Origin of the sequence: Streptomyces sp. NPDC018026, from assembly GCF_044327745.1 — a bacterium.
Lineage (GTDB): Bacteria > Actinomycetota > Actinomycetes > Streptomycetales > Streptomycetaceae > Streptomyces > Streptomyces rubrogriseus.
In genome coordinates this window covers 22638-43820 of sequence record NZ_JBIRFY010000019.1, presented here as the reverse complement: position 1 = coordinate 43820, position 21183 = coordinate 22638, and the positions used below count along the sequence as shown (strand labels likewise).

Genomic DNA, 21183 nt, shown 5'->3' with positions numbered 1-21183 from the left:
CGTGATTCCGTCCGGCAGTGGGGGCTGTTCTCCAGACGTGGCACGTGGCCAAGCGAACGTATGTGATCAAGGGGGCCGACCGACCCATGGACGTCTTCGGTGTCCACCACGACCTCATCGCCGAGTACGAGGCGTTCACCAGCTCCCTTGTTGCCGTGCGGGACCCGGACATCGAGAGTCACCTTGCCGGCGAGCGCGAGCGCAAGACCCGCTGGCCCGACCCCAAGCTCGCGCTGAACCCCACCTTTCGCAGTGGTGGAACGGTCGCCTCCCTGTGCGACGAGGGTCTCCTGCACCCGATGTGCCGGGAGTACTTCCGGCACAAGAAGCACCTGAACGACCCCGGCAGCCGCACCCTCTCCCTCCACCAGCACCAGCGTGAGGCCATCGCCGTGGCCGACCGCGGAGACTCGTACGTGCTGACCACGGGTACCGGCTCGGGCAAGAGCCTGACCTACATCGTGCCGATCGTCGACAAGGTGCTGCGGCACCCGAACCCTGACGGGATCTCGGCGATCGTCGTCTATCCCATGAACGCGCTGGCCAACAGTCAGCTCCACGAGCTGGAGAAGTACCTGACGTGGGGCGTTCCCGAGGGCCACCGCAAGGTGACCTTCGCCCGGTACACAGGTCAGGAGAACTCCGAGCAGAAACTCCAGGTCCTGCAGAGCAAGCCGGACATCCTGCTCACCAACTACGTGATGCTGGAGTACCTCCTCACCCGCCCCGACGAGCGGCGGGAGCTGATCGGCGCTGCCCGCGGGCTGCGCTTCCTCGCCCTCGACGAGCTGCACACCTACCGGGGCCGTCAGGGAGCCGACGTCGCCCTTCTCGTCCGTCGCCTGCGAGACGCCTGTGAGGCGCCCGGCCTCCAGTGCATCGGGACGTCGGCCACGATGGCGACCGGCGTCACCTTCGCCGAGGCCCGGAAGGAGATCGCCAAGGTCGCCACACGCCTGTTCGGTACGAAGATCGAGCCGAAGCGTGTGATCGGCGAGACCCTGGAGCGTTCGACGGACCCGGGCTCCGACGCCGTACCCGGAGTGCATCCCCGCGCCCCCCTCGCCGACGCAGTCCGCCGCGCCGCCGCGACGCCCCATGAGCTTCCGACCGAGTACGAGACCCTGAGCCGCGACCCCCTCGCTGTCTGGGTCGAGGACACCGTGGGGCTGGCCGTCGAGGAGCCCGGTGGGCGACTCGTCCGCCGCCCCCCGCTGACGATCCCGCAGGCGTCCGGACTGCTGGCCGACGCGAGTGGGGAGCCCGCCGAAGCCTGTCACCGTGCCATCGAGACCGTGCTGCGCGTCGGTGCGAAGGCCAGGCACCGGGAGCTGGACCGACCCTTGTTCGCCTTCCGGCTGCACCAGTTCCTGTCCAAGGGCGACACCGTCTACGTCAGCTTCGAGCCACCCGGCCGCCGCCACCTCACCAGCCAGTACCAGACCCGGGTCCCCGATCACCCCGACAAGCCGCTAGTTCCCCTGCACTTCTGTCGCGACTGCGGCAAGGAGTACCTGGTGGTCGCCCGCCCCGCCGAGCACGAGGGCGCGGTGTTCGAGGCTCGGGAGGACCCGGACGCCCCCGCCGCCGACGGCGACGGCTTCCTCTACGTCAGCGACGACCGGCCCTGGCCCGACGGGCAGGACGAGGGCGCCGTGTTCCGGCGTCTCCCGGCGAGCTGGGTCGAGACGGACGACGACGGCCGGTCGACGATCCTGAAGGCCCGGTTGGGAGATCTGCCCCAGGAGGTGTGGGTCGGCCCGGACGGCCGGGCGACCGAGCCCGGCACGGGCCTGCGCGCCTGGTGGATCGCCGCACCCTTCCGCTTCTGCCTGCACTGCCGCACCTCGTACGAGCAGCTGCGCCTCAAGGACCTCGCCAAGCTGGGCACCTTCTCCGCGGAAGGCCGCAGCTCCGCCGTCTCCCTGATCAGTTCCCGCGTCGTACGCTCCTTGCGCGACCAGGACGACCTGACGAAGAGGGCACGCAAACTCCTCACCTTCGTCGACAACCGGCAGGACGCCAGCCTCCAGGCCGGCCACTTCAACGACTTCGCGCTGGTCAGCCAAGTACGGGGTGCCCTATACCGGGCCCTGGCAACGGCGGGGGAGCAGGGGCTGACCTACGACCGGCTTCCCCAAGCCGTGTTTGACACCCTCGCCCTCCCCATGGACACGTATGCGAAGGTGCCGACCGCCAAGTTCCACCAGCGCGACCTCGCCCACTCCGCCCTGCGCGAGATCCTCGCCTACCGCGTCTACGCTGACCTTGAGCGCGGCTGGCGCGTCACCATGCCCAACCTCTCCCAGACCGGCCTGCTGCGCTTCGACTACACCTCCCTCACCGAGATCGCGCACGACGCCGGGTCCTGGGAGGGCTGCCACCCCCTCCTCACCGGCGACACGGCCGCCCACCGCGAGCAGCTGGCCCGCGACCTCCTCGACGAACTCCGGCGTTCCCTCGCCGTGGAGGTGGAGTGCCTCACCCAGGAGGGCTTCGACCGGCTCGGCAGCATCAGTGAGACCCACCTCGTCGCCCCCTGGGCCCTGTCCGCGCGTGAGCCGCGTGTCCGTGCCCGCCTGGCCTACGCGGGCCCGGGGCGCACCGGCGCGGCGGCCGACACCGTGCACCTGAGCGGGCTCGGCGGATACGGTCGCTACCTGCGCCGCATCGGTCAGTTCGCCGCCCTCCCCGGCCAGGCGGGCAAGCGCATCCCGGTCGCCGACGCCGACGCCGTCATCCGCGACCTGATGCGGGTACTGCGCGAGTGCGGGCTGCTCACCGTCGTCCAGGAGGAGCGTGACGGCTCCTACGGCCACCAGTTGCGCGCCTCCGCCCTGCGCTGGCTCCCCGGCGACGGCACGAGACCCGAACCGGACCCGGTGCGCAAGGTGACCGACACCGAGGCCGACGTCCGCGTCAACCCGTACTTCCGCGACCTCTACCGCGCCGGGGCCGCCGGACTCACCGGCATAAAGGCGCACGAGCACACCGCACAGGTCGACTCCACGACCCGCCGTATCCGCGAGGACGCGTTCCGCGAAGGCGACCTGGAGATCCTCTACTGCTCGCCGACGATGGAACTGGGTGTGGACATCGCCGAGCTGAACGCGGTCGGCATGCGCAATGTCCCGCCGACCCCGGCCAACTACGCACAGCGCTCCGGACGCGCCGGCCGCAGCGGCCAGCCCGCCCTCGTCACCACCTACTGCTCGACCGGTTCCCCCCACGACCAGTACTACTTCCGCCGCCCGGGCCTCATGGTGTCCGGCAGCGTCACCCCGCCCCGGCTCGACCTGGCCAACGAGGAGCTGATCCGCTCCCACGTCCACTCGGTCTGGCTCGCCGAGACGGGCGTCCACCTCGGCAGCCGCCTCACCGACGTGCTCGACGCGGAGAACGCTGGGAACGCGGGGACCGTGGACGCTGAAGGGCGGTGGCCGCTGGACCTGCTGGAGCGAGTGCGCGACGACCTGGACAGCGAGACCGCCCGGCTGCGCGCCATCAGCCGGGCCACCGAGGTCCTGGCCCCGCTCCACGACGAGCTCTCGGACGCCTCCTGGTGGCACGAGGGCTGGGTCGAGCGCACCGTTCGCCAGGCCCTCGGCAGCCTCGACGAGGCGTGCGAGCGCTGGCGCCGCCTCTACCGCACCGCGCGCGGCGAGGTCGAACAGCAGCACCGCCGGGCCAACGACCTCTCCCTCAGCCGCAGAGACCGCGACCGTGCCGCGGGGCGGCGGGCCGAAGCCGAGAACCAGCTCAAACTGCTGCGCAACGAGGCCGACAGCGAGTCGTACAGCGACTTCTACACCTACCGCTACTTCGCCTCCGAGGGCTTCCTGCCCGGCTACTCTTTCCCCCGTCTGCCCCTGGCCGCCTACGTGCCCGGAGAGCGTTCGGCCGGGGTGTACGGACAGCGCAACGGCGCCTACATCCAGCGACCGCGCTTCATCGCGATCGGCGAGTTCGGTCCGGGCGCCCTGATCTACCACGAGGGCAACCGCTACACCATCGACCGCGTGACCGTCCCGATGGGCGACCGCCCCGGCCAGGTCGCGACCAGCGACATCAGGCTCTGCGAGGCCTGCGGCTACTGGCACGACCGAGTGGAGGGCGCCGACCGCTGCGAGAACTGCGACGTCCCGCTCCACCGCACCCTGCCGAAACTGATGCAGCTGACACAGGTGCACGCGGAGCCTCGCCGCCGCATCTCCTCCGACGAGGAGGAACGCCTCAAGCGGGGCTTCCACCTGCGGACCGTGTACCGGTACGCGCCAGGCGGGGCATACCAGGCACAGGTGCGCGGCGCCGACGGGACGCCCCTCGCGGACGTCGCCTACGGGGACTCGGCGAGCGTCCGCGTCCTCAACCTCGGCTATCGCAAACGGGCCGCGCAGGACCGCTCGGGGCAGGGGTTCTGGCTCGACCCGGTCAGCGGCAAATGGCTGTCCGAGAGCAAGGCGGCCCGACTGGCCCAGGAGGAGTCCGCGGAGGAGGAGTCGCTGGCGTCCTTCGACCGCGCACAGCGCACCCTCCAGGTCATCCCCTACGCACAGGACACCAAGAACATCGCGGTGGTGCGGCTGGCCGAGCCGGTCGACGACCTCACCGCCGTCTCCCTGCGCTACGCGCTGGAGCGCGGCATCGAGGCACACTTCCAGCTGGAGGACTCCGAGCTGGAGAGCGAGGACCTCCCCGACGCCGAGCGGCACGGCCGGACCCTCTTCGTCGAGAGCGCTGAGGGCGGAGCGGGCGTGCTGCGCCGCCTGTACGACGACGAGACCGCCCTCGCCCTGGTGGCGAAGGAAGCCCTGCGGATCATCCACTACGACGAGGACGGCAAGGACCTCGACCGGGCCGACGGTGCGGCCGAGCGCTGCGAACTCGGCTGCTACGACTGCCTGCTGTCGTACTCCAACCAGGGCTTCCACCGGCGCATCGACCGGCACCGCGCCGCGCCCTGGCTGGTGGCGCTGGCCCACTCCCGCACGAAGGACGAGTCGCGCAGGGAACGCCCGGAGCCTTCGCCCCCGCCCGCCCCGCTCCGGGAACAGACACCGGACACCCCCGTCGAGGCGTTCGTACGCCTGCTCGCCGACGGCGGTCACCGGCTCCCCGACGAGACGGCCACCGACGTCGCGGACGTGGTCTTCCACCTCCCCGGTGCCGAGGTCGCCGTGTTCCTGGAGTACGACGGAGCACGGCCACTGGGCCAGCAGGACGAGTACCGCATGATGGACGACGGCTGGCTGGTGATCAGGGCCGGCGCCGAACCCGACTGGAAGGACACCGTGCGCGCATACCCGGACGTCTTCGGCATCGGCCGCGACCACAGGGGAGGCGACCGATGAGCGCACCGGCCGGTTACGCGCCCGGCACCCTCGTCCGCGCCCGGGACCGCGACTGGGTCGTCCTTCCGGGCAGTACCGAGGACCTGGTCCTCGCCCAGCCCCTGGACGGTGACCGCGAGTTCGTCGCCGCCCTCTTCGCCGAGGAGGTCAGCGAACCGGGCTTCGGCCGTCCTCGGGCCCTGCCCGGCGAGGCCGGCGACTTCGCGTCCGCCTCGCTGCTGCGCACCGCCCTGCGCATCGCCTCCACGGCGGGCGCGGGCCCCTTCCGCTCCCTGAACGCGGTCGCCGTCGAACCGCGCCGGTACCAGCTCGTGCCCCTGATGATGGCGCTGCGCATGGACCCCGTACGCCTCCTGATCGGCGACGACGTCGGCATCGGCAAGACCGTCGAGTCCGCGCTGATCGCGAAGGAGCTCATGGAGCAGGGCTCCGCCCGCAACATGACCGTGCTCTGCTCGCCCTCACTCGCCGAACAGTGGCAGCGCGAGCTGCGCGACAAGTTCGACATGGACCCCGAACTGGTCCTGCCGTCCACGGCCGCGCGGCTGCAGAAGGCGGTCGACGACCCCGACCGGTCGATCTTCGACCACTATCGGGTCACGGTCGTCTCCACCGACTTCATCAAGCAGGACGAGCGACGCGACGCCTTCCGCCGCCACTGCCCCGACGTGCTGATCGTCGACGAGGCACACACCTGCGTGGGCACCGGAGGCAACGAACAGCAGAAACGGTACGAACTGCTGTCCGCGCTCGCCGACCGCACCGAGCGCGACCGCCACCTCATCCTGGTCACCGCCACCCCGCACAGCGGTGACCCGCAGGCGTTCGCGAAGCTCACCGGGCTCCTCGACCCGTCCCTGCGCACCCTGGACACCACCCGCTCTGCCGACCGCGACAAGCTGGCCCGGCACTTCGTGCAGCGCCGCCGCCTCGACATCAAGCGGTACGTCGGCCAGGACACGCCCTTCCCCGACGACCGGGACACCCAGGACGCGCTCTACCGGCTCGACGCGGACTACGCGCGCTTCGTCGCCGACATCCTCGCCCACACCCGCGACCAGGTGCGCGGCCCCGGAGGCGACCACCATCAGCGCATGTCCTGGTGGACGGCGCTGACCCTGCTGCGCTGCGTCCTGTCCTCGCCCGCCGCCGCAGCGGCGACGCTGCGGGCCCGCTCACTGATCGCGGCCACCCGCACCCCGGTCGAGGCCGACAAGCTGGGCCGGGCCGCCGCCTTCGAGCTCACCGACGACGAGACCACCGAGGGTGTGGACGTGGTGCCCGGCTCACTCCCGTCCCTCCCGGACGAGCCGGACGGGGAGCACGCCGCCACGCCCGAGCCGCGACGCAAGGCACGCACGAGCGAGGCCAAGGCCCTCGCCGACTTCGCGGAGCGGGCGGACGCCCTCGCCGGCCCCGAGACGGATGCCAAGCTGCGCACCCTCGTCGACCGGGTCAAACGGCAGCTGGTGGACGGCTACGACCCGATCGTCTTCTGCCACTACATCCCGACCGCCGAGTACGTGGCCCAGCACCTCAAGGAGGAACTGGGCCGCAGCGCCAGCGTGGCGGCGGTCACCGGAACCCTGCACCCCGACGCCCGGCAGGCCCGGGTCGACGAGCTGACCGCCCGGCGCGGCCGGCACGTCCTGGTCGCCACCGACTGCCTCTCCGAGGGCGTCAACCTCCAGGAGCACTTCGGCGCCGTCATCCACTACGACCTGTCCTGGAACCCGACCCGCCACCTCCAGCGCGCGGGCCGCGTCGACCGGTTCGGCCAGCCCCGCCGCCGCGTGCGCGAGATCACCGTCTACGACACGGACACCGGCATCGACGGCCTCGTCCTGAAGGTCCTCATCCAGAAGCACAAGGACATCGCCGACCAGACCGGAGTGGCCGTCCTCGTCCCCGACCAGGGCCGGGGCGTCCTGGAGGCCCTCGCCAGCGCCCTGCTGCTGCGCGGCAAGCAGCACGAGGGCCAGCTCACCCTCGACTTCGAGGACGACCCCGACTTCGGCCGCGCCCGCGAGGCCCTCCACAAGGAATGGGAGTCGGCCGCCGAGCGCGAGTCGAAGGTCCTCACCAAGTTCGCCCACGTCGGTCTGCGCCCCGAGGAGGTCGAGACCGAACTGGAAGCGCTGCGCCAGGCGCTGGGCGACCCCGGCGACATCGCCACTTTCACCCGCGAGTCCCTCGCCCAGCTGGGCGCCCAGCCGATCGGCGACGCCCGCGACAGAGGCTTCAAGGCCCCCGTCGACCCGCTGCCCACCGGCCTCAAACACGCCCTCGGCTTCTACGAGGACACCGACCAGACCACCGCGCCCGGCGGAGCGGCCAGGGCCAAGGCCAAGGGCCGCGCCAAGACGGCAGCCCGCGACCTCGTCTTTCGCGAGGACCTCCCCGTCGCCCGCGGCGAACACGCCCTCTCCCGCACTGATCCGGCGGTGCGCGCCCTCGCCCGCTACCTCCTTGACGCGGCCGTCGACACCGGCCTGCCCGCCGAGGAGCGCCCGGCCCGCCGCCTCGGCGTGATCCGCACCGGTGCCGTCGACCGCCGCACGGTCCTGCTGCTCGCCCGCTACCGCTTCCGCCTCACCCTGCCCGGCCGCACGGCGGCCGACGAATCGCGCGTCCTGGTCGCCGACGACGCCCAGGTCCTCGCCTGGCGCACTGGTGACGACGGCGGCCGCACCTGGCTGTCCGACGAGGAGACCGCCGCCCTGCTCACCGCCACCCCCGACCTCAACACCCTGCCCGCCCTGCGCGACCAGCAGGCCGCCCGGGCAGCGGCGGAACTCGACGACGACGAGATCCACGACCATCTGGCCGCTCGCGGACAACTCCTCGCGGACCGGCTCCGCGACGCCCACCAGCGGGTCCGCGAAGCCGCCGGCCAGCGCGGCCGCGAACGCGGCGCCGCCGCCGTACGCCGCATCGACGTCCAGCCGTCCGGCGACCCGGACCTGCTCGGCGTGTACGTCTACCTCAGCGCCCCGGCCGCGCAGCAGCCCGCCTCGCAAGGAGACCGGTGACCACCCTCGCCCCCGACCGCCTCCCCGCCTCCGCCGCCGTACGCGTTGAGGGCGGCCTGCTCTCCGCGGACCTCCTCGGCAAGATCCGCGCGAGCGACCCCGAGCTGCCTGGCAGCGCCCCCGCCGACTACGGACTCGGGCGCGGTGTGCGCATCGAGGACGCCGCCAGCCGCAAGTGGAACGCGCTGCGCGCCGCGTACACCTCCCTCCAGGAGGAGCTGAAGGAGCTCGACGGCAGGACCGACCCGACCAAGGCGACCCGCGTCTGGCTCCTCACCCTCCTGGAGGAACTGGGCTACGGCCGCCTCGCCCCCCGGCGCGGCGGCATCCGGCTGCCCGGCCGCGACCCGTACCAGGTCAGCCACCAGTGGATGGACCACCTTCCCGTCCACCTCCTGGGCTGGACCACCCGTCTCGACAGCTGGTCCGCGGGTAGCTCCCGCGCCCCCCAGTCGATGATGCAGGAGCTGCTCAACGCGTCCCCGGACCACCTGTGGGGCATCCTCTCCAACGGCAAGGTCCTGCGCCTCCTGCGCGACTCCACGGCCCTCGTCGGCTCCGCCTACGTCGAGTTCGACCTCGAAGCGATCTTCGGCGGCGGGGACTTCTCCGACTTCCTGCTGATGTACGCGCTGCTGCACGCCTCCCGCCTGGAACTGGTGCCCAAGCCCGAGAAGAAGCGCCGGGGCGCGGCGGTGGCGGAGGACGAGGAGTCCGACGAGGAGGAGGGCGCGGACGAGGCGGAGGCCGACAGCCTCGCCACCCCCGACGAACTCCCGCTGACTCCCGCCGACTGCCGCCTGGAGTGGTGGCGCGACTTCGCCGTCGAGACCGGCATCCGCTCCCGCAACCTCCTGCGCGACCAGGTCGCCAAGGCGCTGAACGTCCTCGGCACCGGCTTCCTCCAGAACAACCCCGCCCTCGCCGAGGCGATCACGGCAGGGGGCCGCCGCGCCCTCGACGACTTCCACCACGAACTGCTGCGCCTCGCCTACCAGCTGATCTTCCTCTTCGTCGCCGAGGACCGCGACGCGCTGCTTGCGCACCCGGGTCGCCCCGGCCGCAAGGCCACCAAGGCGGAGATCAAGGCGAACCAGGCGGCCCGCGAGCGCTACGCCCTGTACTTCTCCACGGCTCGCCTGCGCCGGATCGCCTCCCGCCGGAAGGGCGACCACCACACCGACCTGTGGCAGGGCCTGATCCGCGTCCTCAACGCCCTCGGCACCATCGGCGGGGAACCCACGCTGGCGCTGCCCGAACTCGGCGGCCTCTACTACCTCCCCGACCCCGACGAGATCGACCGGGACGCCCAGTCCACCCGCCTCCCGGGCAGCCCGGAGCCCCTGCGGGACGCGAAGCTCCCCAACGAGCGCTTGCTGGAAGCCGTACGCCTGCTCTCCCGCATCAAGGACAAGGGCCGCACCACCCGCGTTGACTACCGGCACCTGGGCGCCGAAGAACTGGGCAGCATCTACGAGTCCCTCCTGGAACTCGTCCCCGCCCGCGAGCCGGAGAACGAGCTGTTCGAGCTCAAGGACCTCGTCGCGGGCAACAAACGCAAGCTGACGGGCTCCTACTACACCCCGTCCTCCCTCATCGAGAAACTCCTCGACACCGCCCTGGACCCGGTCATAGAGCGGTACGCCGCGTCCGGTGTCCCTGACCACCTGCTGCGGATCAACTTCGTCGACCCCTCCTGTGGCTCCGGCCACTTCCTGGTCGCGGCGGCCCGGCGCATCGCCCTGCGGTACGCGCGGATGCAGCACGGCGAGAGCCAGCCGGCCCCCGAACTGGTCCGCGAGGCGATGGCCAAGGTCGTACGCCACTGTGTCCACGGCGTCGACATCACCCCGCTCGCCGCCGAACTGGCCAAGGTGTCGCTGTGGCTGGAGTCCCTCACCTCCGGTGAGCCCCTCGCCTACCTGGACGACCGGATCAAGACGGGCAACGCCCTGCTGGGGGCAACGCCGGCCGTCCTGGAGCGGGGCATCCCGGACGGCGCCTTCGAGAAACTGGAGGGCGACCAGCAGCCGGTCGTCACCAAGCTGCGCCAGCAGAACGACCAGGAGCGCAAGGGCGCGGAGCAGCTTCCGTTCGCCGAGCGGGTCATGCGGACGAGTACGGCCATGGTGCGGGCGGAGGCCGAGAAGGTCGCGAAGATCGGCGACCACAGCCTCGCCGAGGTGCGCCAGCACGCCCGTGCCCACCGGGAGTTCGAGCAGCGGCCCGAACTGCGGCACCTGAAGCGCGTCGCGGACGTGTGGTGCGCGTCGTTCCTGTGGCCCAAGCACAAGGGTGCGCCCACGGCCATCACGTCGAACGTGCTGCGGGCCGTGGAGAAGGACGAGGAGGACGGCCCGCTGCCGGACGAGGGCGCGGAGGCGATGCTGAGGGACATCGTCCGCCGCAACCAGTTCTTCCACTGGCACCTGGAGTTCCCGCGCGTCTTCAGGGTGGAGGAGTCCGAGGGCGACGACGTCAACCCGGAGACCGGCTGGCAGGGCGGCTTCGACGCGGTGCTGGGCAACCCGCCGTGGGAGCGGGTCAAGATCCAGAAGAAGGAGTGGTTCGCGGCCCGGGACGAGAAGATCGCCGCGGCGGCCACGGCCAGCATCCGCGACCGCATGATCGAAAGGCTGGCGACGAGCGTCGACGAGGAGGGCCGCCCGAATGAGGGCGACCGCAAGTTGTACGCGGAGTACCAGTCCGACCAGCGGGAGTCCAAGGGCCAGGTCACCATGTACCGGAAGTCGGGCCTGTTCCCGAAGACCGGCTTCGGCGACGTGAACACGTACGCGGTCTTCGCGGAGAAGGCACGGCAGCTGATCGGCCCGGAGGGGATGGCGGGGCTGGTTCTGCCTACGGGGATCGCTACCGACAAGACGACGTCGGTGTTCTTCTCGGATCTGGTGGAGACGCGGCAGATGGTGGCCGTGCTGGACATGGAGAACGAGGAGAAGCTGTTTCCGGCGGTTCACAACCAGTACCGGTTCAGCCTGTTCACGATGGCGGGACGTGATCTCGCCGAGCGCTATCCGGTCGTGCGCCTTGCCTTCCGGGCGCGGCGGCCGGATCAGCTGGATGCGCGGGAGTTCAGGCTGGACGAGGATGGGTTCAAGCGGATCAATCCGAATACGCGGACGGCGCCGGTTTGTGAAAGTCGCAGCCATCTCGTCGTGTTGGAGGGCGTGCATGATCGGGTACCGCTGCTGCGGAGACATGTGAGTGGTGGCCCGGCGGACCCATGGAGGCTGGGTAACGGGCCGTTTCTCCGGATGTTCGACATGGCCACCGCCTCCAAGCGATTTCAGTCTGCTGAGACGCTCTTTGGTCAGGGTGCAGCACGTGACGGCACGATCTTCGTCGGTGACGATGTGCGCTATCTGCCTCTGTATGAGGGGAAGTTTCTCCATCAGTTCGACAGCCGCTTTGCGACCTTTGAGAATGCCACTCAAGCCCAAATCAACAAGGGCACCCTTCCGAGGCTCGACGGCGAAGCTCACCGCAATCCATCTTCTGTTCCCCTGCCGCGCCACTGGGTTACTGAGGAGGACGTCGAGGAACGACTTGCCGAAGACAGATCAGTTCCGCGGAAGGCGTGGCGGCACGGGTGGCTGATGGGCTGGCGGGATGTGTGCCGGGCATCGGATGAACGAACCGTAATCGCGACGGTGCTACCGAGGACCGCTGTGGGCCATACACAGCCCCTGCTGTTGCCACTGTCCGCGGATGAACCGATGTATGCCTTGCTCGCCAACCTGTCCACTTTCGTGCTGGACTTCGCGGCGCGTCAGAAGGTGCAGGGTGCGCACCTCACGTACACCTATCTGGAGCAGCTCCCCGTCCTGTCTCCCGCCGCTTACGACCTCTCTGCTCCCTGGACCCAGGACGCCTCCCTCGGCGACTGGATTCGCCCCCGTGTTCTCGAACTCACCTACACCTCGTACGAAATGGCTCCCTGGGCGAACTACCTCGGCGACGACGGCCCGCCCTTCGTATGGGACGAGAGGCGCCGCTTCCTGATGCGCGCGGAGTTGGACGCCGCGTACTTCCACCTGTACGGGATCGAGCGCGCGGACGTGGACCTCGTCCTGGACAGCTTCCGGGCGTTCAAGAACAAGCAGCCCGCCGTCTTCCAGGACACGAAGGATGAGATCGTCCGCGTCTACGAGGCGATGGCCGAGGGGCGGCCCTTCACTCACCCCTCCCTCACCCCGCCCCCCGCTCAGGGCCCGCGCCACCCACCGGGCACCAGCCCGCTGACCCGCGTCATCCCGGCCGGGGGCCCGCCGAAGAACCCGGCCGCACCGGCGGCCAAGAAGAAGCGGAGGGGCAAGTCCGCGTCCGATCAGCTGGGTGGAGGCTTGTTCGGCCTGGACGAGGTCGAGGGTGGTGACATACAGCTCGACATCCTCAACCTGTTCGGTGAGGACGAGTAGGCATAGGACAGGCACGCAGACCGGCGGGCGGGCACGGGAACAGCAACTCCCGTACCCGCCCGCTGTCGTCGCCTACGACGAGAACTCAGCAGTCCACAGACGCCTCGGCCGCGAGTGCCGTGAACGCTGTCCATGCGGTCGGCGTGACAGCGAGAGGCTGGATGCTCTTGTCCTTGGAGTCGCGGATGTGAACCGCCCCGGGACGCACGGCGACCTCGACGCAGTTGTCCCCGTCTCCGCCGCTGTAGCTGCTCTTGAACCAGTTCAGCTCAGTGGTGGTGCTCATAGCGCTCCTCGCATCCGTTCCAGCAGGTTCACCGTAGCCCGGCAGTCCAAGGCTTGGGAACGCAGCTTGCCATAGCGCTGATGGAGGACACTCACCTCGCCGGGATCAGCGATCAGACTGCTCGACCTATGTCCCTCGGTGTAGCCGAACCACTGGTGCTCCGGTGTCTCGGCCATGTATAGCTGGCCATCCACTCCGCAGTGGTCCTGCTGGTGGAGCGGCATGATCTGGATCTCGACGTTGGTCCTGTCGCCCATGTTCAGCAGGTGGTCGATGACAGCCCTGGTAACCGATGCGCCGCCGACGCCTCGCTCCAGGATGGCTTGCTCGATGATGAACGTGAAGGCGGTGTTCGGCCGCTCAGTCACCAGCGTCTGACGCTCAAGCCGTGCGGCCACCTTATGGTCGATCTGCTCCTCGGTGTACGGCGGAAGCTGTCGTGCGAACACCGCCCGGGCGTATTCCTCGGGCTGCAACAACCCCGGAACCGCCCTGCACTCATACGCGTACAGGGAGATCGCCTCCTCCTCGACGCCCGCCCACTGTCGGAACCACGACGCCAGCCCCGCCCTCCGTGTCAGACTCTTCGCCGCCGCAGTCAGGACCTTGACCGCGACCGCCCCCAACACCTCCTCCGCCCGCGAGGGCAGATCCGCCGGCGGGAACCGCTTCCCCTGCTCGATCTTGGCCACGTACGCTGCCGAATACCGCACCCGCAGGGCGAACTCCTCCTGGGTCAGCCCGGATTCCTCGCGCAGGGCCTTGAGGACCGCGCCGAAGGTCTTGAGGCTGTCGGAGAGCTCGGCCTCCGTGCCGTTCGAGCCGCCGCCTCCGCCGTTGTCCGTCCTCATCGCCGCCCGCCTCCCGTTTCCGCCGCCTGTCCATACCCCGCACAACTCCGCTCCGCCCGCTCAGGGTCACGGGGAGTTACCCACCCAGTCCAGAGTGTGCACCGATACAGCCACGCCTGTATGGGCGTCGTCCCTGTTGGCGGTCGGGAACGGCCCGCGACGCTGGCCGCATGCCAGCACCACGGACCCAAGAGGCCGTAACCGTAAGTGTGTTCGCCCAGCGGTTCTCCGCCACCCGCCGGGGCGCACGCCTCGCCCGCAGACTCGCCACCCACCGGCTCGACCTGTGGCACCTGCCGTACGGCAGTCCCGTCTCCGACGCCGTCACCCTCGTCGTGGCCGAACTCGCCGCCAACGCGATGTTCCACGGTCGCGTCCCGGGGCGCGACTTCGAGCTGCGACTCACGTACGACCGGTCCGCAGGACTCGTCCGCGTCGAGGTGTCCGACACTCACCCGGGGCGTCCGGAGCTCTCCGCGTCGGCGGCGCAGCCCTCCGTGGACGGCGACGGCGGGAGGGGGCTGCTCCTCGTGGAGGCCGTCGCCGACCGCTGGGGTGTGGCGGGGCGGTCCGGACCGGGCAAGACGGTGTGGGCCGAGTGCGCGGTCCGCGCTCCAGGCGGGCCGCGTCCCGTTCGACCGTAGTTGACGATCATCTTCCGCAACGTCCCGTCGTGTCACCCGAGTTGTGGTTTCGGCCAGTGTCAGTGGGGGCGGGTAGGGTTGTCGCTCCGCTCGAGTTGACGGTCAACTCTGCGACGGGTGACGGCTTGTGGAGGCGTGCGTGGTCGGACGTGAGATCGCTGCGGCGGACCATCCGAGCAAGGAGGTCCGAGCGGTTCTCAAGCGACTCGTCGACGACGGGTGGAGGCTGGCGTCGGAGGCGCACTGGGGCACGCTGTACTGCCCCTGCCCGGACCACTGCACGGTGATCCGCGTCGGCGGCACTCCGAAGAACCCCGGCCAGGAGGCCCGTCGAATAGCCCGCAAGGCGAAGTGGTGCCCGCTGCCTCCGGACGACCCGCGTGCGGCTCTCCGAGGTGGCGTTGTCAATTGACAACACCGTCGAGGTCGGCGAAGCTTGCTCCAGGGGGCGTTTCCTGGAGTGAGAGGCACGGAAGTAGATACCGGGAAACGCAGACCGGCATACGCATGGGGGGCTGGGGGCGTCATGGAGTATGAGTTCAACTTCGTGGTGGACGGGATCGGGATCGACGACGACAAGGTTGTCGAGATCGTCCACGACACGTTCGACGGAGTGCTGACCCGCCACCGGGGCCGGCGCTTCCTGGACGTCTCCGAGAGCGGGGTCAACGCGATCGACGCGGCCCACCGCATCGTCGTACGGCTGCGCAGCTCCCTGCCCGATCTGAGACTGGTGCGCGTCGATCCCGATCTCGTCGGGGTCTCGGACATCGCCGAGCGCGTCGAGCGGTCGCGGCAGAACGTCCAGCAGTGGGTGAGCGGTGAGCGGCGGCAGGACAAGCGGCCCTTCCCGGAACCCGAGGGGGTCGCCGGACGCTCGCCGGTGTGGCGCTGGGGAGACGTGAACGCCTGGCTCGCCCAGTTCGGCGAGGGCGACGACGTGTGCCCGCCCACCCGGGAAGAGGCACTGACCATCGACTTCCTGCTGCCCAAATGGCAGCGCACCCTGGACGACGGCCTCCCTCTGGTCCGCTTCGCCGCCGCCGACACCGGCGACGGCCGCGAGGAGGAGCGCGAGACAGTCCAGCGGCTGCTGGAGGGCACGTTGACGCTGCCCGGCGTGCTGGAGCGGATCGCCGCGTTCCCTGTACCCGCGACGGAGAGGCAACGGCTCACCGTCGTGTGCGCGGTCCTCACCGACCGGCTGAGCAGCGTGGTGTCCCGGATCGGTCACGACGAGGTGTGGGCGGTCCTCGCCTTCCAGGGCGCGGAGGACGAGCTGTGTCTCCAGCCGGTCGGCACGGCGCACGCCCCGGGCGCGATTCCCGTTTCCGCCCTCGGTCTCAGCCGGGACGCCACGGTCGGTGACCTCCTGCTCGTCCAGACGAACGGCCCCGACGACAGCCCCGTCCCGCCGCTCACTCCGGTCGGCCTGGACTGAGTCCGACCACGGCCGTCACCCCCGTACCCTGCGAAGAATGGACGCCGTGCCCAGCATCACGACCGTCGTCGCCCAGGCCCTGCACGCCGCCGCCACCGCCCTGCGGAGGAACGCGCTCCAGGACGGCATGGTCTTCGGGGAACTGTGGGAACGGGTGCTCGCCGAGAACCCGGGGCTGAGGGACGCCTGGGCGCAGGCCGAGCACGACTCCCCGCCGTTGACCGACGCACGCTTCAAGAACTATGTGAACCGGAACGCGAGCAGTCTCGTCAGGGCGGGCTGGCTGTACCGGGCCCAGCGCCGCTGGCAGCTGACCGGAATCGGCGCGGACGCCCTCGACCGTCTTCCCGACCCCGTCGACTTCTCCCTGGAGGCGGGCCGGCGCTACCGCAAATGGGAGCGGCAGCAGCACGAGGTCTCCCTGGCGGTGACCGCGCTCGAACAGCTCCCCGACAGCGGGTCCTGGGTGGTGCTGGAAGAGGTCGCCGCGGAGTTCGGCGTCGACCCCGACGTACTGGGTACGGTCCTGCGCGGAACGCGGCCTCCGGGCTGGTATCTGGTGCTCGGCGAGGACGGGCGGGCGGGAGCGGGACTGCCCCTGCTGCCCCACGAGCGCGACCAGTGGCAGGCCCTGCTCGGCGAGGAAGGCGTCCTCGACACCGGACGCAGCAGCCTGGACACCGTCCGGGCCCGGCCCGACCGGTGGATGCCCGCCCGGGAGGCCCTGGGGGCCGTCAAACAGCCCCTCGGCCTCGCGGAGACCGCGGACGACGAGGAGACGCCCCGCCAGCTCTGGATCATCCGGGGCGTGGACGCCGTCACCGGTGTTCCCCTCGTCCGGGGACCGTGGCGCGACGACTCGGTGGTCACCCTCGACCCGGGATTCCCGCCTCCGACCGCCGGGGTCCACGACCTGGAAAGCATCCGCAGAGCCGTCGAAACGGCCCTCCCCGCCACCGCGACGGCCCGCCGTGAGGCCGTCGCCCGGGAGCTGGACGCCTTCCTCCACCGCATGCGCAAGGGCGACATCGTGCTGTCCACCGACGGCTTCGAGACGTACGTCGGAGTGGTCGGCGGCCCGGCGACCCACCGGGCCGAGCGGCTGGCACGCCCCGTCGACTGGCGCAACCTGCACAAGCCCCTGGACTTCCTCAAGGACCTGCCCTCCGGCCTCTCCAGCGTGGTCCAGGACGCGGACTCCCAGGTCCTGGAAGCCACCGAGTACGCCGAGACCGTCCTCGCCCTGATCGGCGACATGCCGCGCACGGCCCAGCTGCCCACCGGCCCGGCCGTACTGCCCGACGCCACCGACGAGCTGGCCGAAGCGCTGCACATGCCCGACACGTCCTGGCTCCAGGACTGCGTCGAACTCCTCCGCGCCACCCCGCAGCTGATCTTCCACGGGCCGCCCGGCACCGGAAAGACGTACACGGCGCTCGCCCTCGCCCGCCATCTGGCCGGCGCCTCCAGCGCTACGAACGTACGCCTCGTCCAGTTCCACCCCGCCTACGCCTACGAGGACTTCTTCGAGGGCATCCGCCCGCGCCTGGGCGGCGGCCAGGACGGCGGCACGGGCGGCGGACTCGCCTACGACCTCGTCCGGGGCCCGCTGCGCAAGCTCGCCGATGAGGCGGAGCGCCGCCCGGCCGAGGTCTTCGTCCTGGTCGTCGACGAGATCAACCGCGGCCACCTGGCCAAGATCTTCGGCGAGCTGTACTTCCTCCTGGAGTACCGCAACGAGCGCGTCCACCTGCTGTACGGCTCCGACGACGGCCGGGGCTTCCGCCTCCCGCCCAACCTCTACCTCCTCGGCACCATGAACACCGTCGACCGCTCGGTGGCCTACATGGACGCGGCCATGCGCCGCCGCTTCTCCTTCATGGAACTGCACCCCGACAGCCGGCCGGTGTCCGGAGTGCTGGACTCCTGGCTGAGCAGGCGGGCGGAGGAACGGGGCGAGGACCCCGACTCGTACGACGACTCCCACGCCCGCCTCCTCGACGAGATCAACCGCCTCCTCGCCGACGGCAGCCCCGGCGACCGCTCCTTCCGCGTCGGCCCGTCGTACTTCATGCAGGACCTCGCTCACACGGGTGATGGCGCCCTCGAACGGCTGTGGAAGACGCAGATCATCCCGCTCCTCACCGAGCACCACTGGGGCGACGGCACCGACGTGGAGTTCACCTACGGGCTGGACAAGCTGCGCGAGCAGCTCGGCATCATGCCTCCGCCGGACGAGACTTCCGGCTCCGAGGACGCGTGAACCCCCGCCGCACCCAGCCACGGGACTGCCGTGACACCGCCGCCCGCATCCGGCTCTCGGAGGGCGGCGGCTGGACCACCTGGGACCTCACCCCTGCCGAGGTCGCCACCCTCGCCGCCCACGACGGCCTCGTCCACCTGCGCCCCGAGACCGCCACGCGGTGGCGTCTGAAGGCCAAGGACCGCGTCGGCTCCGTACGCCTCGGCACGGGCGACGGCACCCTCCAGCTGACGATCACCCCCAAGGTCCCGGTCGACCGTCTCCTCCATCTTGTCTCCTACGCCCCCGAACGCGTCGACTTCGATCCGCGCCCGGTCACCGCCGACGCCCGCCCGGATCTTCTCCCGGCCCTCGCGCACGCCTTCGTCTCCGCCGCCGAACGGGCCCTGCTGCACGGCGTCCTCCACGACTACCGGGAGATGCACGACACGCTGCCCGTCGTCCGGGGCCGCATCCGCCACGCCGACCAGATCCGCCGCAGACCGGGCGTCCCCGTGCCTCTGGAAGTCGCCTACGACGACCACACGCCCGACATACCAGAGAACCGTCTCCTCCTCGCCGCCGCCCGCCGCCTCCTGCGGGTGCCCGGCCTCGACCCGGCCCCGCGCGCCGCCCTCCAGCGCCTCACCGCCCGGCTCGACGGAGTCCGGCTCCTTCCCATCGGGGTGCCAGTGCCCAGCTGGACCCCCGACCGACGCAACGCCCGCTACGCCCACGCTCTCGTCCTCGCCGAACTTGTCCTGCGCGGCGCCTCCTACGAGCTCGGCGACGGCCGCGAGATCGCCGTCGACGGGATGCTCGTAACCATGTGGCGCCTTTTCGAGGCCTACCTGGCCCGCGCGGTCGGCGAAGCCCTGCGCCTGCGCATCGGGGGCAGGCCCGAACCTCAGGACCGGAACTTCTCCCTGGACGTCGCGGGCAGACACGTCCTCAAGCCCGACCTCGTGCACTACCTGCCGTCGCCCCGCGATGGGGCGATGCGCCAGGCCGTGGTCCTCGACGCCAAGTTCAAGACCAGACCGCAGCGGGGCGACCTGTACCAGATGACCGCGTACTGCGTACGCCTCGGCCTCGCCGAGGGCCACCTCGTCTACGCCTCCGGCAGACCCAGCGTCGTGGAGGTGCCGGTGGGGGCGGACCGGCTGAGGATCTGGCGACACGTCGTCGATCTCTCACGCCCCTGGCGGAGCCTGGCCTCGGACATCGACGCGCTCGCCGAGTCGGTCGACACCGCGAGAAGTGGCTGATGGCCTGCGGAATGTAGGTACCCTCGGAGACATGTACGCACATCCTGGCTGCTGTGAGGGGAGCGCGGTATGAGCACCATCTCCGTACGCGAGTTCTCGTACAACCCCAGCGCGGTCTTCGCCCGTGTCGAGAAGGGCGAGGCCATCGAGGTCACCCGGCACGGCAACGTGATCGCGATACTGTCTCCGGCCGGCAGTCCCATGGAGCGGTACGCGCACCTGGTGGCTCAGGGGAGGATCAAACTGAAGCCGGTCACCGCTGCCGAGCGCCATAGCATGCCGCACTACGAGGTGCCGGAAGACGTCGACCCCGTGGCGCTCCTGCTGGCCGAGCGCGAAGAGGACGAGCGTTGATCTACATGGACACGTCCGCGTTGGTCACGTGGATGACGCGCCGAGATCACTGGGCCGAGCTGGACGCCTTCTTGCAGCAGCGGGCCACGGAGCCGCTCGCCACCAGCACACTCGGTTTCGTGGAGACCGTACGGACCCTGGATCTCGTAGGGCACTTTCCGAAGGCGATGGATGATCTGGATGCCCGGGTCACGGAGATTCTCCTCACCCGAGAGGTACGTGACGGCGCGGCGTTGCTCGTCGGGCGGCTGCGAACGCTGGACGCGATCCATGTGGCCAGCGCACTCTCGCTGCGGGACGACCTCACTGCTCTGGTGACCTACGACCGAAGGATGCTGGAGACCGCCCGCGCGGAGGGCCTGCCTGCCCACGCGCCCGGCACGGAAGGCTGAAGCGGTACCGGTTCTGTAGGGACCCGACAGACAGCCCCGTAAGCCACTGTGGGTGCCCGAGTCTCTGACGGAGTCGGGGGACCGATAGATTTTCGAGGAAGCCGCCTGCTGTCGCCGTCCGCCGTACGGGTGACCGGGCGGGTGCGCCAGACAGCTATCGAAAGGGTGATCCGATGAGCCGCTCGGTTCTCGTCACCGGAGGAAACCGGGGCATCGGCCTCGCCATCGCCCGCGCTTTCGCCGACGCCGGCGACAAGGTCGCGATCACGTACCGCTCGGGTGAGCCCCCGGAGGGCTTCCTGGCCGTCAAGTGCGACATCACCGACACCGAGCAGGTGGAGCAGGCCTACAAGGAGATCGAGGAGACGCACGGTCCCGTCGAGATCCTGGTCGCCAACGCGGGGGTCACCAAGGACCAGCTCCTGATGCGCATGTCGGAGGAGGACTTCACCTCCGTCGTCGAGACCAACCTCACCGGCACCTTCCGCGTCGTCAAGCGCGCCAACCGCGCCATGCTGCGCGCCAAGAAGGGCCGCGTCGTCCTCATCTCGTCGGTGGTCGGGCTGCTCGGCTCCGCGGGCCAGGCGAACTACGCCGCGTCCAAGGCAGGGCTGGTCGGCTTCGCGCGCTCCCTCGCCCGTGAGCTGGGGTCGCGCAACATCACCTTCAACGTCGTCGCGCCCGGCTTCGTCGACACCGACATGACCAAGGTGCTCACCGACGAGCAGCGGGCGAACATCGTGTCGCAGGTGCCGCTGGGGCGGTACGCGCGGCCCGAGGAGATCGCCGCGACGGTGCGGTTCCTCGCCTCGGACGACGCCTCGTACATCACTGGAGCCGTCATTCCCGTTGACGGCGGACTGGGAATGGGTCACTGATCACC

13 protein-coding genes are annotated in these 21183 nt (G+C 70.3%); 11 read left to right on the top strand and 2 right to left on the bottom strand.

Annotation, left to right across the window (positions count from 1 at the left end):
* Positions 1 to 44 precede the first annotated feature (44 nt).
* Genes ACH4D3_RS36915 through ACH4D3_RS36905 form a run of 3 tightly spaced genes read left to right on the top strand, consistent with a single transcriptional unit; the run spans position 45 to position 12822 of the window.
* Positions 45 to 5351, top strand: a complete 5307-nt coding sequence (locus ACH4D3_RS36915; protein WP_398331824.1) for a DEAD/DEAH box helicase — start codon at positions 45 to 47, stop codon at positions 5349 to 5351.
* Positions 5348 to 8383 carry a helicase-related protein gene (locus tag ACH4D3_RS36910; RefSeq protein WP_398331821.1) on the top strand — a complete coding sequence of 1012 codons (3036 nt, stop codon included), beginning with the start codon at positions 5348 to 5350 and terminating at the stop codon, positions 8381 to 8383. Before ACH4D3_RS36915 ends, ACH4D3_RS36910 begins: the two co-directional genes overlap by 4 nt.
* On the top strand, positions 8380 to 12822 hold the full coding sequence (locus tag ACH4D3_RS36905) for an Eco57I restriction-modification methylase domain-containing protein (protein ID WP_398331818.1): 4443 nt from the start codon (positions 8380 to 8382) through the stop codon (positions 12820 to 12822). Before ACH4D3_RS36910 ends, ACH4D3_RS36905 begins: the two co-directional genes overlap by 4 nt.
* An 85-nt stretch (positions 12823 to 12907) precedes the next feature.
* On the opposite strand, the gene ACH4D3_RS36900 is transcribed toward ACH4D3_RS36905, so the two are convergent.
* Together ACH4D3_RS36900 and ACH4D3_RS36895 are read right to left on the bottom strand one after the other, a co-directional pair.
* Positions 12908 to 13108, bottom strand: a complete 201-nt coding sequence (locus ACH4D3_RS36900) for a DUF397 domain-containing protein (protein WP_398331815.1) — start codon at positions 13106 to 13108, stop codon at positions 12908 to 12910.
* Entirely contained in the window at positions 13105 to 13959 is an 855-nt protein-coding gene (locus ACH4D3_RS36895; protein WP_398331812.1) for a helix-turn-helix domain-containing protein, read from the bottom strand. The genes ACH4D3_RS36900 and ACH4D3_RS36895 overlap by 4 nt, the downstream gene beginning before the upstream one ends.
* 170 nt (positions 13960 to 14129) lie before the next feature.
* Between ACH4D3_RS36895 and ACH4D3_RS36890 the strand changes: the two genes are divergently transcribed.
* From ACH4D3_RS36890 to fabG, 8 genes are all read left to right on the top strand, one after another.
* Complete coding sequence (locus ACH4D3_RS36890) at positions 14130 to 14603, top strand: ATP-binding protein (protein WP_398331809.1); 474 nt, start codon at positions 14130 to 14132, stop codon at positions 14601 to 14603.
* A 139-nt stretch (positions 14604 to 14742) separates the two neighbouring features.
* Positions 14743 to 15015, top strand: coding sequence for a hypothetical protein (locus tag ACH4D3_RS36885; protein ID WP_398331806.1), 273 nt, complete (start codon positions 14743 to 14745; stop codon positions 15013 to 15015).
* 114 nt (positions 15016 to 15129) lie between these two features.
* A complete protein-coding gene (locus ACH4D3_RS36880) occupies positions 15130 to 16044 on the top strand; it encodes an AlpA family transcriptional regulator (RefSeq protein WP_164458553.1) in 915 nt (304 codons plus the stop codon).
* A gap of 46 nt (positions 16045 to 16090) precedes the next feature.
* Complete coding sequence (locus ACH4D3_RS36875; protein WP_398331803.1) at positions 16091 to 18307, top strand: McrB family protein; 2217 nt, start codon at positions 16091 to 16093, stop codon at positions 18305 to 18307.
* Positions 18304 to 19554: an McrC family protein gene (locus tag ACH4D3_RS36870; protein ID WP_398331800.1), complete on the top strand. Its 1251-nt coding sequence runs from the start codon at positions 18304 to 18306 to the stop codon at positions 19552 to 19554. The genes ACH4D3_RS36875 and ACH4D3_RS36870 overlap by 4 nt, the downstream gene beginning before the upstream one ends.
* Positions 19555 to 19623: 69 nt before the next feature.
* Positions 19624 to 19908 carry a type II toxin-antitoxin system Phd/YefM family antitoxin gene (locus ACH4D3_RS36865; protein WP_381550969.1) on the top strand — a complete coding sequence of 95 codons (285 nt, stop codon included), beginning with the start codon at positions 19624 to 19626 and terminating at the stop codon, positions 19906 to 19908.
* 5 nt (positions 19909 to 19913) lie between these two features.
* The gene (locus ACH4D3_RS36860) at positions 19914 to 20300 is read left to right on the top strand and encodes a type II toxin-antitoxin system VapC family toxin (protein WP_398332026.1); all 387 of its coding nucleotides are present in this window, start codon (positions 19914 to 19916) and stop codon (positions 20298 to 20300) included.
* A gap of 173 nt (positions 20301 to 20473) precedes the next feature.
* The gene (gene fabG / locus ACH4D3_RS36855) at positions 20474 to 21178 is read left to right on the top strand and encodes a 3-oxoacyl-[acyl-carrier-protein] reductase (protein WP_398331797.1); all 705 of its coding nucleotides are present in this window, start codon (positions 20474 to 20476) and stop codon (positions 21176 to 21178) included.
* The last annotated feature ends 5 nt before the right edge of the window (positions 21179 to 21183 follow it).

Coding starts and splice junctions, on each gene's coding strand:
- ACH4D3_RS36910 (WP_398331821.1), top strand. CDS start 5,348: ATGAGCGCACCGGCCGGTTACGCGCCCGGCACCCTCGTCCGCGCCCGG.
- ACH4D3_RS36900 (WP_398331815.1), bottom strand. CDS start 13,108: ATGAGCACCACCACTGAGCTGAACTGGTTCAAGAGCAGCTACAGCGGC.
- ACH4D3_RS36895 (WP_398331812.1), bottom strand. CDS start 13,959: ATGAGGACGGACAACGGCGGAGGCGGCGGCTCGAACGGCACGGAGGCC.
- ACH4D3_RS36860 (WP_398332026.1), top strand. CDS start 19,914: ATGGACACGTCCGCGTTGGTCACGTGGATGACGCGCCGAGATCACTGG.
- ACH4D3_RS36865 (WP_381550969.1), top strand. CDS start 19,624: ATGAGCACCATCTCCGTACGCGAGTTCTCGTACAACCCCAGCGCGGTC.
- ACH4D3_RS36890 (WP_398331809.1), top strand. CDS start 14,130: ATGCCAGCACCACGGACCCAAGAGGCCGTAACCGTAAGTGTGTTCGCC.
- ACH4D3_RS36880 (WP_164458553.1), top strand. CDS start 15,130: ATGGAGTATGAGTTCAACTTCGTGGTGGACGGGATCGGGATCGACGAC.
- fabG (WP_398331797.1), top strand. CDS start 20,474: ATGAGCCGCTCGGTTCTCGTCACCGGAGGAAACCGGGGCATCGGCCTC.